Here is a 15146-nt window from a genome sequence, read left to right as displayed (position 1 = left end):
GCGGCCCTCCGGGGTTGGTGCGAATCAGCGCAGATAGTGCTCGGTCAACGCACTCCAGAGTGCCGCGCCGGTAAGCAGAAGCTTGTCGTTAAAGTCGTAGCCTGGGTTATGCACCATGCAGCGGTCCGGCTCATCGCCAGCGCCGAGGGTGAAGTAACAGCCGTTGGGGTTTTTCTCGAGCATGAACGCAAAATCTTCGCTTCCCATAAAGGCATTCACCGACGCGACGGCATCCTGACCGAACAGGTCGGTCGCCACCGTGCGCACCATTTCATTGGCCTGCGGGCTATTGCGCAGCACCGGGCTGCCGTTGACGTGACGAATCGTGGCCGTGGCGTTGAAGCTTTCAGCCTGTGCCACGGCAATGTCGTGGATTCGCTGCAGGACGGTTTGACGCACCGCTTCGTCCAGCGTGCGCACGGTCAGCTTCATTAATACCTTATCGTTGATAATATTCGGGGCATGTCCCGCCTGGATGCTGCCCACGGTTACGACGACCGGCTGGAATGGGGTGATATTCCTCGACACAATCGACTGCAGGGCGAGGGTGATATGGCAGGCAACCAGCGTGGCATCAACGGTGTGTTCCGGAACGGCGCCGTGACCCCCTACGCCGTTCACCTCAATATGAACGGTGTCAGAGGAGGCCATCATGGCGCCATCGCGCAGGCCAATTTTCCCAAGCGGCTGGGAGGGCATGTTGTGCAGGCCAAAAATATGGTCGCAGGGGAATTGTTCAAACAGGCCATCTTCAACCATGACGCGCCCGCCATACAGCAGCTCTTCGGCTGGCTGAAAAATCAGATGCAGCGTGCCGCTAAAGTTGCGGGTTCGGGCCAGATACTCTGCGGCATAAAGCAGGGTAGTGGTGTGGCCATCGTGCCCGCAGCCGTGAAATTTACCTTCAACCGTGCTGCTCCACGCTTTGCCGCTATTTTCCTGCATCGGCAGCGCATCCATATCGGCGCGCATGCCCAGACGTTTGCTGCCGTTTCCTACCTTAAGGGTGCCGACCACCCCGGTTTTGGCCATTCCCCGGTGGACCTCATAGCCCCACTGCTCCAGGAGTGACGCGACGCGGTCGCTGGTTTTGTGCTCCTCGAAGCCTGTTTCGGGATGTCGGTGAAACTCGCGGCGTAATTCAGTGAACTGAGCCTCGGAGCCTCGCAGCGCGTCAACAATTGGATGTGTCATTTTTGTTATCCTTTTCCTGCCAAATGGTGTTAGTTTCGAGTTTATGTCGATCGCATTGCCGGAAAATGTCCTTTTTTGTTGTAAATCGACGCCTTTTTTCTGATTGTTTTTCATACGATTCGGTTATGACAAAAAAGAGTGCGTCATTTTTTGTCTTCGTGGAGGGGGCGAATGGAACATCGTGGAAATGAGTTTGCGATAGCCGTTGAGGACATTCGCCTGTTCGCGCAGGATGAAGGCGATTTGCTGACGATACTGTGGGTGCTGGAAGGGCAAGCTGAACTGCAAACCGAGGCGGGACTAGAAAGGGTTCCGACAAATGGCCTTGTAGTGATAAACCGCCATCAGCGATGGAGGCTTATCAGCCAGAACGCGAATGTGACTCTGCGTGTCGTTCTATCCGGACGCTGGGTAATCCAGCTGTACAATGATTTTTTTGCCCATGATTACGCGGTTCCGGAGGAGTCAGGCGGGCGCTGGCCGCAGTGTGACGAGCTTCGGCACCTGCTGCGCCAGCTGCTGGTGGTGACGCTCGTCAACGATCCGCATCGCTACCGGCTGGAGGCGAATCGCTGGCTGAGCGAGATCCTGCTGCTGCTGATTGGTCGCTTTCAGCAGCCCGTCCGCCAGAAACCCCGGAACCAGCACGCCAACGTAAGCAAGCGCATCGCCCGTGTACTGGAGCGGATCGACGCCAGCTACACCCGCCGCATTACGTTGGCCGAAATCGCAGAGAGTGAGTTCGTCTCAGAAGCGTGGCTCTCTCGTCTCTTTCGAAAAGAGACGGGAGCCAGTTTTATGCAGTACATCACTGCCCTGCGGCTGGAAAAAGCGGCTGACGCCCTGTGTCTCACCAGCCGCCCTCTGCATCAGATTGCGCTGGAGAATGGATTTGCCAGCACACGTATGATGACCGATAGTTTCCAGCGCTATCACAATATGTCTCCGGGTGAGTTTCGTAAGGCCGGGCGTCATCGTCCCCTTGCGTTCCGCCCGCGCACGACCGTGGATGAACAGCGTTTCCCTGTTGCGGTAGATACGTTATTTAGCCTGCTTAACGACGCTGAGACCCGCGGTTGGGAACCGTCGCCGCTAACCTACTCCCCGTGTCAGGAGCGGATACTGGATGTGCAGCAGCTTTATCCGCTCTCTTCCGCGCTGCGCCGCACGCGGCTGGTCATCACCCTGCGCGAGCTAGACGATTTGCTGCGAGAGGATGTTCGTCGGCATCTGGAGGCGCTACACGAGGCGATCCCGATTGAGGGCATTGATATCGCCGAACCTTTTCTCAGCAGCCGTCTGTTCGCTACGGGATGGGACGATCCCCAAATGGCGGGCTACGCCTGTTGGTATCATCTGCAGCAATTGTTTACCTGGGTGGCGAAAAAAGGCTGGACGGTCCTGCTGCACACGGGGGTCACTACCCGATGCGATCTCCTGACGCGCTTTTTGCAGCTTTCGGTTAACCGATTTTTGCCCGACATTACCGCTGGCTGGCACGTCGTCATGCACTGGTCTCCCCAGGCAAACGCGGAAACCCAGGAGCACGCCTGGCGGGCGCAGCGGGCGGCGCTGAGGGCCTACCTTCCGCAGGCAAAATTGGGGGTGTGGCATCGCTTCTCTCCCGTTGGTAGCGAGCTGAGCGGTGACGCGCTGTTCCGTTCTGACATTCTGGACGAGGCTGATTTCCTCGCATGTCCGGCAGATGCCAACGAGCTGCTCGATCTGGCGCAGCTGGATCCCGCGCATCTTTCCTCTTCTGAAAATTACCCGGTGCTAAAGGTCCGCCAGATCCTCGCCGCCCTTCGCCAGCGGCAGCGGACGCTGCCGGTATGGTTACTCTCATGGAACACTCTTACGGGGAATACGCGGGCGACCAACGGCTGGTTTTTTCGCGGTGCGCTGTTGATGCAGAATCTGCTCGGGCTTTCAGAACAGGTATGGCTGGCGGGATTCTGGCTTAATTCTGGTTTACAGGGGGAAGCGAGGGCGAACAACACCCTCGATACATCAAGCCTTGCGCTTCAATATAATCACGGCCTTCCACGGCCCATCTACTGGGTACTCTGGCTGTGGCAGCGTCTGCGGGGAGAGGTGCTCGTTAACGACAAGAGCGTGCTGCTGCTCCGCCATCAGGGGCGATATCAACTGCTGTTGCGTAACGTGGTGGTCTTCAATCCTCTGCTCTCCAGCGAGGAGGCCTTTATTCAGCGTTTTCGCCAGCAGTATCATCTTGAGCTACGAGGAATGCGCGGTCACTGGCGCATTAAGAGCCATTTGTTCGATCGGCACAACGGTGCGCTCTATCCGTTGCTGGAAGGAGTACACAGCGACAGCGGGCCTGATGAGGAGATGTGGCGCTGGATTGCGCACAAAGCGCGCCCAACGCTTTCCTTACGCGATGAACGGCTTTATGACGGCTGGCAAATTACTGAATCGCTGGAAAGTAACGCGCTTGTGCTCTATGAGTTCACGCCGCTAAACGTGCGTGGGGAAGAGGAGAATCACTCCCCGCGATAGATGCAGCCCGCGGTGCAGGTCTCTTTGATCATCACCGCGCTCAGCAGCGGTACCAGCGGCTTCATCTGATCCCAAATCCATTTTGCCAGCACTTCGCTGGTCGGGTTTTCAAGTCCCGGGATCTCATTCAGGTAGTAGTGATCCAGACGATCGTAGGTCGGCTTAAACGCCGCCTTCAGCTCGGCAAAATCCATGATCCAACCGGTATGCGGATCAACTTCACCGGTGATCTCAAGACGCACCATGAACGAATGCCCGTGCAGACGGCCACATTTATGTCCTTCAGGGACATGCGGAAGGTGGTGGGCGGCTTCGAAGGTGAAATCTTTAAACAGTGTGGTGGACATGATCGCTCTCAGTAATGCGGAAAAAACCGCCGCATAGTACCGGAAAGCACAATTTTTAGCATTAACTAAAACGGCTCTGAGCGTCCACCGCCTCGTATTCGGGGTGTTTATCGCTATTTGTTCTTATATTTCAAATAATTATTTAATCGGTTTTATCGCTAAGCATGACAACCAAAACAGGTTAGTCCATTTGGTTATTTATTATTTCCATCCCTTCTTTAATTGTTATTATCCTCGCCGTTAACCTTATCTTCAGTTTGGATTTATTCGCTTAAAGTCCGCTTGGCTACTGGAACATAACGACGCATGACAACACAGGCCCCACCTTCAAATTTGCTTCCCCTGAACCCGGAGCAACTGGCGCGCCTTCAGGCTGCCACCTCTGATTTTTCTCCCACTCAGCTTGCCTGGGTCTCCGGTTATTTCTGGGGAATGCTCAATCAGCAGCCTGGCGCTGTGGCGGGTGCACCGGCTACGGCCGTTGAGATTCCGGCCATTACCCTGATTTCCGCCTCGCAGACGGGCAACGCCCGCCGCGTGGCCGAAGCGCTGCGCGACGACCTGCTGGCCGCTAAACTGAACGTGAACCTGGTCAACGCCGGGGATTATAAATTCAAGCAAATCGCGTCGGAAAAACTGCTGGTGGTGGTCGCCTCTACGCAAGGTGAAGGTGAACCTGCTGAAGAAGCGGTGGCGCTGCATAAGTTCCTGTTCTCGAAAAAAGCGCCGAAGCTGGATGGGACGGCGTTTGCCGTCTTTGGCCTGGGCGATACCTCCTATGAATTCTTCTGCCAGTCCGGCAAAGACTTCGACAGCAGGCTGGCGGAGCTGGGCGCGGAGCGTCTGCTGGACCGCGTTGATGCGGATGTCGAATACCAGACCGCCGCCGCTGAATGGCGCGCCCGCATCGTTGAAGTGCTAAAAGCGCGCGTGCCGAAAGAGACGTCGGCACAGGCCGCGTTCACCGCGACGGGTGCTGTCAACGACATCCACACCAGCCCGTACACCAAAGAGGCGCCGCTGACGGCGAGCCTGTCGGTGAACCAGAAAATTACCGGCCGCGACTCAGAAAAAGACGTGCGTCATATCGAAATCGATTTAGGCGACTCGGGGCTGCGCTATCAGCCTGGCGATGCGCTGGGCGTCTGGTATCAGAACGATCCGGCGCTGGTGAAAGAGCTGGTTGAGCTGCTGTGGCTGAAAGGCGACGAGCCTGTGACCGTTGACGGCAAATCGCTGCCGTTATCCGAGGCGCTGCAGTGGCATTTTGAACTGACGGTGAACACCCCGAATATCGTCGAAAATTATGCCACCTTAACGCGCAGCGAATCCCTGCTGCCGCTGGTGGGCGACAAGGCGAAACTGCAGCATTACGCCGCGACGACGCCGATTGTCGATATGGTGCGTTTCTCTCCGGCTCAGCTGGATGCCGATGCGCTGATCGGCCTGCTGCGTCCGCTAACCCCGCGCCTCTACTCCATCGCCTCTTCGCAGGCCGAAGTGGAGAGTGAAGTGCATGTTACCGTCGGCGTGGTGCGCTACGACATCGAAGGCCGCGCGCGCGCGGGTGGGGCGTCGAGCTTCCTGGCCGATCGCGTGGAAGAAGAGGGCGAAGTGCGCGTCTTTATCGAGCACAACGACAACTTCCGCCTGCCGGCAAACCCGGAAACGCCGGTCATCATGATTGGCCCGGGCACCGGCATTGCGCCATTCCGCGCCTTCATGCAGCAGCGCGCGGCAGACGGTGCGTCTGGTAAGAACTGGCTGTTCTTCGGCAATCCGCACTTTACCGAAGATTTCCTCTACCAGGTTGAGTGGCAGCGCTATGTGAAAGAAGGCGTACTGACCCGCATCGATCTGGCCTGGTCCCGCGACCAGAAAGAAAAAGTATACGTACAAGACAAACTGCGCGAACAGGGCGCAGAGCTGTGGCGCTGGATCAATGACGGTGCCCACATTTATGTCTGCGGCGACGCCAATCGCATGGCGAAAGACGTTGAGCAGGCACTGCTGGAAGTGATTGCCGAATTCGGCGGTATGGATGCCGAAACGGCGGATGAATTTTTAAGTGAGCTGCGCGTTGAGCGCCGTTATCAGCGAGATGTCTACTAATGAGCGAAAAACATCCAGGGCCACTGGTGGTCGAAGGTAAACTGACAGACGCCGAGCGCATGAAGCTGGAAAGCAACTATCTGCGCGGCACCATTGCTGAAGATCTGAATGACGGTCTCACCGGCGGTTTTAAAGGCGACAACTTCCTGCTGATCCGCTTCCACGGCATGTACCAGCAGGACGACCGCGACATCCGCGCCGAGCGTGCCGAGCAGAAGCTGGAGCCGCGTCACGCGATGCTGCTGCGCTGCCGTCTGCCGGGCGGGGTGATCACCACCAAGCAGTGGCAGGCGATCGACAAGTTTGCCGGTGAAAACACGATTTATGGCAGCATTCGTCTGACCAACCGTCAGACCTTCCAGTTCCACGGCATTCTGAAGAAGAACGTCAAGCCGGTGCACCAGATGCTGCACTCGGTCGGGCTGGACGCGCTGGCGACCGCCAACGACATGAACCGTAACGTGCTCTGCACCTCGAACCCGTATGAGTCCGAGCTGCACGCCGAAGCCTACGAGTGGGCGAAGAAGATCTCTGAGCACCTGCTGCCGCGTACGCGCGCCTATGCCGAGATTTGGCTCGATCAGGAAAAAGTCGCGACCACCGACGAAGAGCCGATCCTTGGCCAGACCTACCTGCCGCGCAAGTTTAAAACCACGGTAGTGATCCCGCCGCAGAACGATATCGACCTGCACGCCAACGACATGAACTTCGTGGCGATAGCCGAAAACGGCAAGCTGGTGGGCTTTAACCTGCTGGTGGGCGGCGGCCTGTCCATCGAACACGGTAACAAGAAAACCTACGCCCGTACCGCGAGCGAGTTCGGCTTCCTGCCGCTCGAGCATACGCTGGCCGTGGCGGAAGCGGTGGTGACGACCCAGCGCGACTGGGGTAACCGTACCGATCGTAAAAACGCGAAAACCAAATACACCCTGGAGCGCGTGGGCGTGGAGACGTTCAAAGCGGAAGTGGAGCGTCGTGCGGGCATCAAATTTGAGCCGATCCGCCCTTACGAATTCACCGGTCGCGGCGATCGCATTGGCTGGGTAAAAGGCATCGATAATAAATGGCACCTGACGCTGTTTATTGAAAACGGCCGTATTCTGGATTATCCGGGACGTCCGCTGAAAACCGGTCTGCTGGAAATTGCGAAGATCCACAAAGGTGAGTTCCGCATTACCGCTAACCAGAACCTGATTATTGCCGGCGTGCCGGAAAGCCAGAAGGCGAAGATCGAGAAGCTGGCGCGCGAACACGGGTTAATGGATGCTGTTAAGCCGCAGCGTGAAAACTCGATGGCCTGCGTATCGTTCCCGACCTGCCCGCTGGCGATGGCCGAAGCGGAACGTTTCCTGCCGTCGTTTACCGACAAAGTGGAAGCGATTCTGGAAAAACACGGCATTCCGGACGAGCATATTGTTATGCGCGTCACCGGTTGTCCGAACGGCTGTGGTCGCGCGATGCTGGCCGAGCTCGGTCTGGTGGGGAAAGCGCCGGGGCGCTATAACCTGCATCTGGGCGGTAACCGTATCGGCACGCGCATTCCGCGCATGTTCCGCGAGAACATCACCGAGCCGGAAATTCTTGATTCCATCGACGAGCTTGTCGGGCGCTGGGCGAAAGAGCGCGAAGCGGGTGAAGGCTTCGGCGACTTTACGGTGCGTGCGGGCATCATTCGCCCGGTGCTCGATCCCGCAAGGGATTTCTGGGAGTAACCACGAGAGGTAACTATGTCCGAACTCGATCTAAACGCCCTTAATGACCTGCCAAAAGTCGAACGTATTCTGGCGCTGGCAGAAACCAATGCCCACCTTGAAAAGCTGGACGCCGAAGGGCGCGTGGCGTGGGCGCTGGAAAACCTGCCGGGAGAATATGTGCTCTCGTCGAGCTTTGGTATTCAGGCGGCGGTCAGCCTGCATCTGGTGAATCAGATCCGTCCGGACATTCCGGTGATCCTCACCGATACCGGCTACCTGTTCCCGGAAACCTATCAGTTTATTGACGAGCTGACGGACAAGCTCAGGCTGAACCTCAAGGTCTACCGCGCGACGGAAAGCGCGGCCTGGCAGGAGGCGCGCTACGGTAAGCTGTGGGAACAGGGCGTTGAGGGCATTGAGAAATACAATGAGATCAACAAGGTCGAGCCGATGAACCGGGCGCTGAAAGAGCTTAATGCGCAGACGTGGTTTGCGGGCCTGCGCCGCGAGCAGTCCGGCAGCCGGGCAACCTTACCGGTGCTGGCGGTGCAGCGCGGGGTGTTTAAAGTGCTGCCGATTATCGACTGGGATAACCGGACGGTATACCAGTATCTGCAAAAACACGGGCTGAAGTACCATCCGCTGTGGGATCAGGGCTATCTGTCGGTGGGAGACACCCACACCACGCGTAAGTGGGAACCGGGAATGGCGGAAGAAGAGACGCGATTCTTCGGGCTGAAGCGCGAGTGCGGGTTGCACGAAGGGTGATAACCTTTTTGCCCGGTAAGGCGTAGCCGCCACCGGGCTTAACGGCCTCAGGCTTTCCCCGCTTTCGCCAGCTCCTTCACCAGCGGCAGCATCACCTTCACCACATCACGACTGCGGTGCTCAATCCGCTGCGGCAGCACGCGATCGATGTGCTGCTGATTATCCAGCATCACGTTGTGCCAGCTTGTCCCGTCCGGGAAGGCTTTCGATTTAGCCCGCTGCTGGTAGCCATCTTTTTTGCCCAGCGCCCAGTTTGTCGCTTCCACATACAGCACCGGAATGCCCGCCTTATCAAACACTTCCCCGTCGTTGCAGCAGCCTGTGCCTCGCGGATAATCCGGGTTACCGCCGGGATTGCTGGTGGCATAAACGCCATGGCTGCGGGCAATGGCCAGCGCACGGTCGCGCGTCAGTTTTCGCACGGTACCCGGCGTACTCTGCCCGCTGTTGAAATAGAGCTTGTCGCCGACGATCAGGTTGTCGAGGTTGATCACCAGCAGCGTATTTTTCTTCTCCTCGGCGCTCATGCGTTTAAGGAGATTCTCAGCGCCGAGTTTGCCCTCTTCTTCACCGCTGGTGGCAACAAAACGAATGCCATACTGGGTTGGAATATCTTTCATCCGCTCGGCCAGTTCGAGCATCACGCCCAGGCCTGCAGCGTTGTCGTCCATGCCCTGCAGCGTCAGCCCGCCGAGGTTGTTATCCGTGTCGGCATCGCTCATCGGAGCGTAGGTATCAAGGTGCGCCATAATAATAATTTGCTCTTTTGCGCTTCCTTCGTGGGCCGCAATCACCGTACTGCCGGTCACGTTATGCCAGTTTTTCGTTTTATTTCGCGAGGTATAGACGTAGCGGCTGTGAAACGACCGGATGTCGCTCTGGTAACCCATCTCAGCAAACTGCTGGCGAAGATAGTCCGCGGAGAGCATTTCCGCAGGCGAGCCGGTCATGCGGCCAGGGAAAACGGTGGCAATATGCCGCGCCTGCATATTGGCGATTTCACCATAAGGTTGGTTTTTTGCCTGAGCAGGAAGAATAAAGCAAACGCCGAGCGCCAGGGCAGCAATACGGTGGCGCGTTGCGGAAAACATAGTGAGTCCTTAAAAACAGAGCAAAATAATAACCCGCCTAGTATGAAACTGTGATCGTCCATACACAATTTGAATTGCTCTTAAATGCCCGAAATTTCGCGCGTTAAGCACTTTTTGGTATTAGCATTTTTACGGCGTTATTCCATTGAGTAACTACTCATTCCAATTCGTAATTTCATTCGGTCTAAGCCGCCCCCTATAGTCCCTCTATTCCTCGTTGTTAGTGAGTTGTTGCCTGTGGACTATCTGCCCTTATTTGCTGCGATTAAAGAGAAACCGGTGCTGGTTGTTGGCACGGGTGAAATCGCCGATCGCAAAATCGCGTTTCTGCAGCGCGCAGGGGCCCAGGTGCAGGTCGTTGCAGAGGCGGATTTCGACGAGTCACAAATCGACAGCGTGGTGCTGGTAATTGCGGCGACCGAAGATCGTGAACTGAACCAGCGGATCTCCGACGCCGCGCAGGCCCGTTACCGCCTGGTGAACGTGGTGGACGACCAGCCTTTATGCTCGTTTATTTTCCCGTCGATCGTTGACCGCTCGCCGCTGCTGGTGGCGATCTCCTCCGGCGGTACCGCACCGGTGCTGGCGCGTGTGCTGCGTGAAAAAATCGAAGCGCTGCTGCCGACCAGCCTCGGGCGCATGGCGGAGAAAGCCAGCTACTGGCGTAACCACCTGAAAACCCGCCTGACCAGCGTGACGGAACGCCGTCGCTTCTGGGAACGTGTGTTTCGCGGCCGCTTCGCCAGCCTGATGCATGCCGGCAATGAAACGGCTGCGCAAAAAATCCTCGAGGATGAACTGGATAACCCCGGCAGCACGGGCGGGGAGATCATCCTGGTGGGCGCGGGGCCTGGCGATGCCGGGCTCCTGACGCTGCGCGGCCTGCAGGTGCTGCAGGACGCGGACGTCGTGTTCTACGACCATCTGGTCACCGACGGCGTGCGCGAACTGATCCGTCGCGACGCGGAGCAAATCTGCGTGGGCAAACGGGCTGGCGAGCACTCGGTGCCGCAGCACGACACCAACCAGATGCTGGTTGACGCCGCCAAAGCGGGCAAAACCGTGGTGCGCCTGAAGGGGGGCGATCCGTTTATCTTTGGCCGCGGCGGCGAAGAGCTGCAGGCGGCAGCCGAAGCGGGCATACCGTTCCAGGTGGTGCCCGGCATTACGGCGGCCTCTGCGGTGACGGCCTACGCCGGTATTCCTCTGACCCATCGCGATTACGCCCAGAGCGTCACCTTTGTGACCGGCCACTACAAGGCGGACAGCACGCCGTTCGACTGGTCGCATCTCGCCCAGAGCCGCCAGACGCTGGCGATATACATGGGCACGATGAAGGCGGCGGACATCAGCGAACAGCTTATTCAGCACGGTCGCGAGGCGACGACGCCCGTTGCCGTCATTTCTCGCGGCACGCGCGTCGATCAGCACGTTGCGACGGGCACGCTGGAACATCTTGCAACCCTGGCGAAAGACGCCCCTATGCCCGCCCTGATCGTGGTGGGTGAAGTGGTGCAGCTGCACAGCACGCTCGCCTGGTTCCAACACACAACCGATACAGAAGGCTTTGGTTCTTCTGTTGTAAATTTGGCTTAAGGAACGGTTATGGACCAAAAACGTCTTACACACCTGCGGCAGCTCGAAGCGGAAAGTATCCATATTATCCGCGAAGTGGCCGCCGAGTTTTCTAACCCGGTGATGATGTACTCCATCGGTAAAGATTCCAGCGTCATGCTGCATCTGGCGCGTAAAGCGTTTTATCCGGGCACGCTGCCGTTCCCGCTGCTGCACGTGGATACCGGCTGGAAATTCCGCGAAATGTACGAGTTCCGCGATCGTACCGCGAAAGCCTACGGCTGCGAGCTGCTGGTGCACAAAAACCCGGAAGGGGTGGCGATGGGCATTAACCCGTTCGTGCACGGCAGCGCCAAACATACCGATATCATGAAGACCGAAGGGCTGAAGCAGGCGCTGAACAAATATGGTTTTGACGCGGCCTTCGGCGGCGCGCGCCGTGACGAAGAGAAATCCCGCGCCAAAGAGCGTATCTACTCCTTCCGCGACCGCTTCCACCGCTGGGACCCAAAAAACCAGCGCCCGGAGCTGTGGCACAACTACAACGGCCAGATCAACAAGGGCGAAAGCATCCGCGTCTTCCCGCTCTCCAACTGGACCGAGCTGGATATCTGGCAGTATATCTATCTGGAAAACATCGAGATCGTTCCGCTGTATCTGGCCGCAGAGCGCCCGGTGCTGGAGCGTGACGGCATGCTGATGATGATCGACGACGATCGCATCGACCTGCAGCCGGGCGAAGTGATTAAAAAACAGATGGTGCGTTTCCGCACCCTTGGCTGCTGGCCGCTGACCGGCGCGGTGGAATCCAGCGCGCAGACGCTGCCGGAGATCATCGAAGAGATGCTGGTGTCGACCACCAGCGAGCGACAGGGCCGCGTGATTGACCGCGACCAGGCAGGCTCCATGGAGCTGAAGAAACGTCAGGGTTATTTCTAAGGAGCCGCCATGAACACCACTATTGCTCAACAAATTGCCAAAGAAGGCGGCGTGGAAGCGTATCTGCACGCGCAACAACACAAAAGCCTGCTGCGTTTTCTGACCTGCGGCAGCGTGGATGACGGGAAAAGTACCCTGATTGGCCGCCTGCTGCACGATACGCGCCAGATTTACGAAGATCAGCTCTCTTCCCTGCATAACGACAGTAAACGTCACGGCACCCAGGGTGAAAAACTCGACCTGGCGCTGCTGGTGGATGGCCTGCAGGCGGAGCGCGAGCAGGGCATCACGATTGACGTGGCCTACCGCTACTTCTCTACCGAGAAGCGCAAATTTATTATCGCCGACACTCCGGGGCACGAACAGTACACCCGCAATATGGCGACCGGCGCGTCGACCTGCGACCTGGCGATCCTGCTGATGGACGCGCGTAAAGGCGTGCTGGATCAGACCCGTCGCCACAGCTTTATCTCCACGCTGCTGGGGATCAAACACTTGGTGGTGGCGGTCAACAAGATGGATCTGGTGAACTTCAGCGAAGAGAAGTTCGAGGAGATCCGCCAGAGCTATCTGACCTTTGCCGAACAGCTGCCGGGCAACCTGGATATCCGCTTTGTGCCGCTCTCGGCGCTGGAAGGGGATAACGTCGCCTCCCAGAGCGCGAACATGCCGTGGTACAGCGGCCCGACGCTGCTGGAAGTGCTGGAAACGGTTGAAATTCAGCGCGTGGTCGATACCCAGCCGATGCGCTTCCCGGTGCAGTACGTGAACCGTCCAAACCTCGATTTCCGCGGTTTCTCAGGTACCCTTGCGTCAGGCTCCGTAAAGGTCGGTCAGCGCGTCAAGGTGCTGCCATCCGGCGTGGAATCGACCATCGCCCGTATCGTCACCTTCGACGGTGACCTGCAGGACGCGGGTGCCGGTGAAGCGGTTACGCTGGTGCTGAAAGACGAGATTGATATCAGCCGGGGCGATCTGCTGGTGGATGCCCAGGAAACGCTGGCGGCCGTACAGGGGGCTTCCGTGGATGTGGTGTGGATGGCAGAGCAACCGCTGACGCCGGGCCAGAGCTACGACATCAAAATTGCCGGCAAGAAGACCCGCGCCCGCGTGGACGGTATTCAGTTCCAGGTGGACATCAACAATCTGACCCAGCGCGAGGTTACCGAGCTGCCGTTGAACGGTATTGGTCTGGTCGATCTGACCTTCGACGAACCGCTGGTGCTGGATCCGTATCAGCAGAACCCGGTGACGGGTGGGCTTATCTTTATTGACCGCCTGACGAACGTCACCGTCGGCGCGGGGATGGTCCGTGAGCCAAACGAACAGGCGTCCGCGGCTTCAGAATTCAGCGCCTTTGAGCTGGAGCTGAACGCGCTGGTGCGTAAACACTTCCCGCACTGGGGCGCGCGCGATCTGCTGGGAGGCAAGTAATGGCTGCCCATGATGAGAACGTCGTCTGGCATCCTCATCCGGTCACCGTCGCCCAGCGCGAACAGCTCCACGGTCACCGTGGGGTTGTGCTGTGGTTTACCGGGCTGTCCGGCTCGGGTAAATCGACGGTGGCGGGGGCGCTGGAAGAGGCATTGCATCAGCAGGGCGTAAGCACGTACCTGCTGGATGGCGACAACGTGCGCCATGGCCTGTGCAGCGATTTAGGGTTCAGCGACGACGACCGCAAAGAGAACATCCGCCGGGTCGGGGAAGTCGCCAGCCTGATGGCCGATGCCGGGCTGGTGGTGCTGACCGCGTTTATCTCTCCGCACCGCGCCGAGCGCCAGATGGTGCGCGAACGCGTCGGTCAGGGTCGCTTTATTGAAGTGTTTGTGGATACGCCGCTGGAGGTTTGCGAAGCGCGCGACCCGAAAGGGCTGTACAAAAAAGCGCGTGCCGGAGAACTGCGCAACTTCACCGGAATTGACGCGGTCTACGAAGCGCCTGAATCGCCTGAAATTCACCTGGAGGGTCAACAATTGGTAACAAATTTAGTAAGCCAATTATTAGACCTGCTCAGACGGGACGATATTATCAGATCCTGAGACGGTATCGTTCGGGAGCTGTCTTCCCGAACGATGAGTCACGGTCACAGGACTAGCTATGCGCAACAGTGAACATTACATTACCACCACCGGGTCGGAGCCGCTTGCGACCGACGACGAAACGACCTGGTCATTTCCTGGGGCCATCATTGGCTTCGTCTCATGGTTGCTGGCGCTGGGTATCCCGTTTCTTATCTACGGCGGCAACACGCTGTTCTTCTTTCTCTACACCTGGCCTTTCTTTCTGGCGCTGATGCCCGTGGCGGTTGTCGTCGGCATTGCGCTGCACTCGCTTCTCAATGGCAAGCTGCTCTACAGTACCGTGGTCACGATTGTGACGGTGGTTCTGATGTTTGGTCTGTTATTTTTGTGGCTCATGGGCTAACTTCAGCCATAATTCAAACCGTAACCAACTGTGTAACGATATTGAGCAGGACGATTCTGCGGAAAAAATGTGGTACATTTGCCCGCGATGTTGCGGCATCTCTGTTACCCCGGCGTAGTGCTCTGGGGAAGTCTTGGGATGATGATGCCGTTTTTCAGGGGGCAGGATGGGTAAACTAACGCTGCTGTTGCTGGCTTTGCTAATCTGGCTGCAATATTCGCTGTGGTTCGGTAAGAACGGACTGCACGACTATAGCCGGGTGAGCGATGACGTCGCGGCTCAGCAGGCAACAAATGCCAAACTTAAGGCGCGAAACGATCAACTCTTCGCTGAAATTGATGACCTCAATGGCGGGCAAGAGGCGATTGAGGAACGCGCACGCAATGAACTCAGTATGACTAAGCCGGGCGAAACCTTTTATCGTCTGGTTCCGGATGCGTCTAAACGCAATCAGGGCTCAGCACAAAATAATCGATAATCAG

The 15146-nt window shown here is 57.7% G+C and carries 13 protein-coding genes; 10 read left to right on the top strand and 3 right to left on the bottom strand.

The annotated features are described in order from the left end of the window. Nucleotides 1-24 precede the first annotated feature (24 nt). A complete protein-coding gene (locus UR504_RS08180) occupies nucleotides 25-1194 on the bottom strand; it encodes a M20 aminoacylase family protein (RefSeq protein ID WP_302236413.1) in 1170 nt (389 codons plus the stop codon). 171 nt (nucleotides 1195-1365) lie between these two features. Between UR504_RS08180 and UR504_RS08175 the strand changes: the two genes are divergently transcribed. Then, nucleotides 1366-3714 (top strand): helix-turn-helix domain-containing protein, encoded by a 2349-nt coding sequence (locus tag UR504_RS08175; RefSeq protein WP_302236416.1) that lies wholly within the window; start codon nucleotides 1366-1368, stop codon nucleotides 3712-3714. On the opposite strand, the gene queD is transcribed toward UR504_RS08175, so the two are convergent. Continuing rightward, complete coding sequence (gene queD, locus UR504_RS08170) at nucleotides 3699-4061, bottom strand: 6-carboxytetrahydropterin synthase QueD (protein WP_111965448.1); 363 nt, start codon at nucleotides 4059-4061, stop codon at nucleotides 3699-3701. The two genes, UR504_RS08175 and queD, sit on opposite strands and share 16 nt — an antisense overlap. 306 nt (nucleotides 4062-4367) lie before the next feature. On the opposite strand from queD, the gene cysJ reads away from it, so the two are divergent. Genes cysJ through cysH form a run of 3 tightly spaced genes read left to right on the top strand, consistent with a single transcriptional unit; the run spans nucleotide 4368 to nucleotide 8635 of the window. Continuing rightward, entirely contained in the window at nucleotides 4368-6173 is a 1806-nt protein-coding gene (gene cysJ, locus UR504_RS08165) for an NADPH-dependent assimilatory sulfite reductase flavoprotein subunit (RefSeq protein WP_127732160.1), read from the top strand. Next, complete coding sequence (cysI, locus tag UR504_RS08160; protein WP_008499617.1) at nucleotides 6173-7885, top strand: assimilatory sulfite reductase (NADPH) hemoprotein subunit; 1713 nt, start codon at nucleotides 6173-6175, stop codon at nucleotides 7883-7885. Before cysJ ends, cysI begins: the two co-directional genes overlap by 1 nt. A gap of 15 nt (nucleotides 7886-7900) precedes the next feature. After that, nucleotides 7901-8635, top strand: coding sequence for a phosphoadenosine phosphosulfate reductase (cysH, locus tag UR504_RS08155; protein WP_023344813.1), 735 nt, complete (start codon nucleotides 7901-7903; stop codon nucleotides 8633-8635). Between the two features lie 47 nt (nucleotides 8636-8682). Here cysH and UR504_RS08150 read toward each other — a convergent pair whose 3' ends face one another. Then, entirely contained in the window at nucleotides 8683-9726 is a 1044-nt protein-coding gene (locus UR504_RS08150; RefSeq protein ID WP_115876173.1) for an aminopeptidase, read from the bottom strand. Between the two features lie 246 nt (nucleotides 9727-9972). Here UR504_RS08150 and cysG point away from each other — a divergent pair, with 246 nt between their 5' ends. The 6 genes from cysG to ftsB all read left to right on the top strand — a co-directional run bounded on the left by cysG (nucleotide 9973) and on the right by ftsB (nucleotide 15142). Next, complete coding sequence (cysG, locus tag UR504_RS08145; protein ID WP_168708014.1) at nucleotides 9973-11322, top strand: siroheme synthase CysG; 1350 nt, start codon at nucleotides 9973-9975, stop codon at nucleotides 11320-11322. 9 nt (nucleotides 11323-11331) lie between these two features. Beyond that, nucleotides 11332-12240 carry a sulfate adenylyltransferase subunit CysD gene (cysD, locus tag UR504_RS08140; protein ID WP_006811770.1) on the top strand — a complete coding sequence of 303 codons (909 nt, stop codon included), beginning with the start codon at nucleotides 11332-11334 and terminating at the stop codon, nucleotides 12238-12240. A gap of 9 nt (nucleotides 12241-12249) precedes the next feature. Next, on the top strand, nucleotides 12250-13674 hold the full coding sequence (gene cysN, locus UR504_RS08135) for a sulfate adenylyltransferase subunit CysN (RefSeq protein ID WP_302236427.1): 1425 nt from the start codon (nucleotides 12250-12252) through the stop codon (nucleotides 13672-13674). Beyond that, a complete protein-coding gene (cysC, locus tag UR504_RS08130; protein WP_302236430.1) occupies nucleotides 13674-14279 on the top strand; it encodes an adenylyl-sulfate kinase in 606 nt (201 codons plus the stop codon). Before cysN ends, cysC begins: the two co-directional genes overlap by 1 nt. 58 nt (nucleotides 14280-14337) lie before the next feature. Then, on the top strand, nucleotides 14338-14664 hold the full coding sequence (locus UR504_RS08125; protein WP_008499610.1) for a DUF3561 family protein: 327 nt from the start codon (nucleotides 14338-14340) through the stop codon (nucleotides 14662-14664). A gap of 166 nt (nucleotides 14665-14830) precedes the next feature. Further along, nucleotides 14831-15142 carry a cell division protein FtsB gene (gene ftsB / locus UR504_RS08120; RefSeq protein ID WP_008499609.1) on the top strand — a complete coding sequence of 104 codons (312 nt, stop codon included), beginning with the start codon at nucleotides 14831-14833 and terminating at the stop codon, nucleotides 15140-15142. Nucleotides 15143-15146: the final 4 nt, after the last annotated feature.

This window comes from Enterobacter sp. 241F3 (assembly GCF_034106785.1).
Taxonomy (GTDB): Bacteria; Pseudomonadota; Gammaproteobacteria; order Enterobacterales; family Enterobacteriaceae; genus Enterobacter; species Enterobacter vonholyi.
The sequence above is the reverse complement of the archived record's forward strand: the minus strand, read 5'-3'. Positions and strand labels throughout refer to the sequence as shown.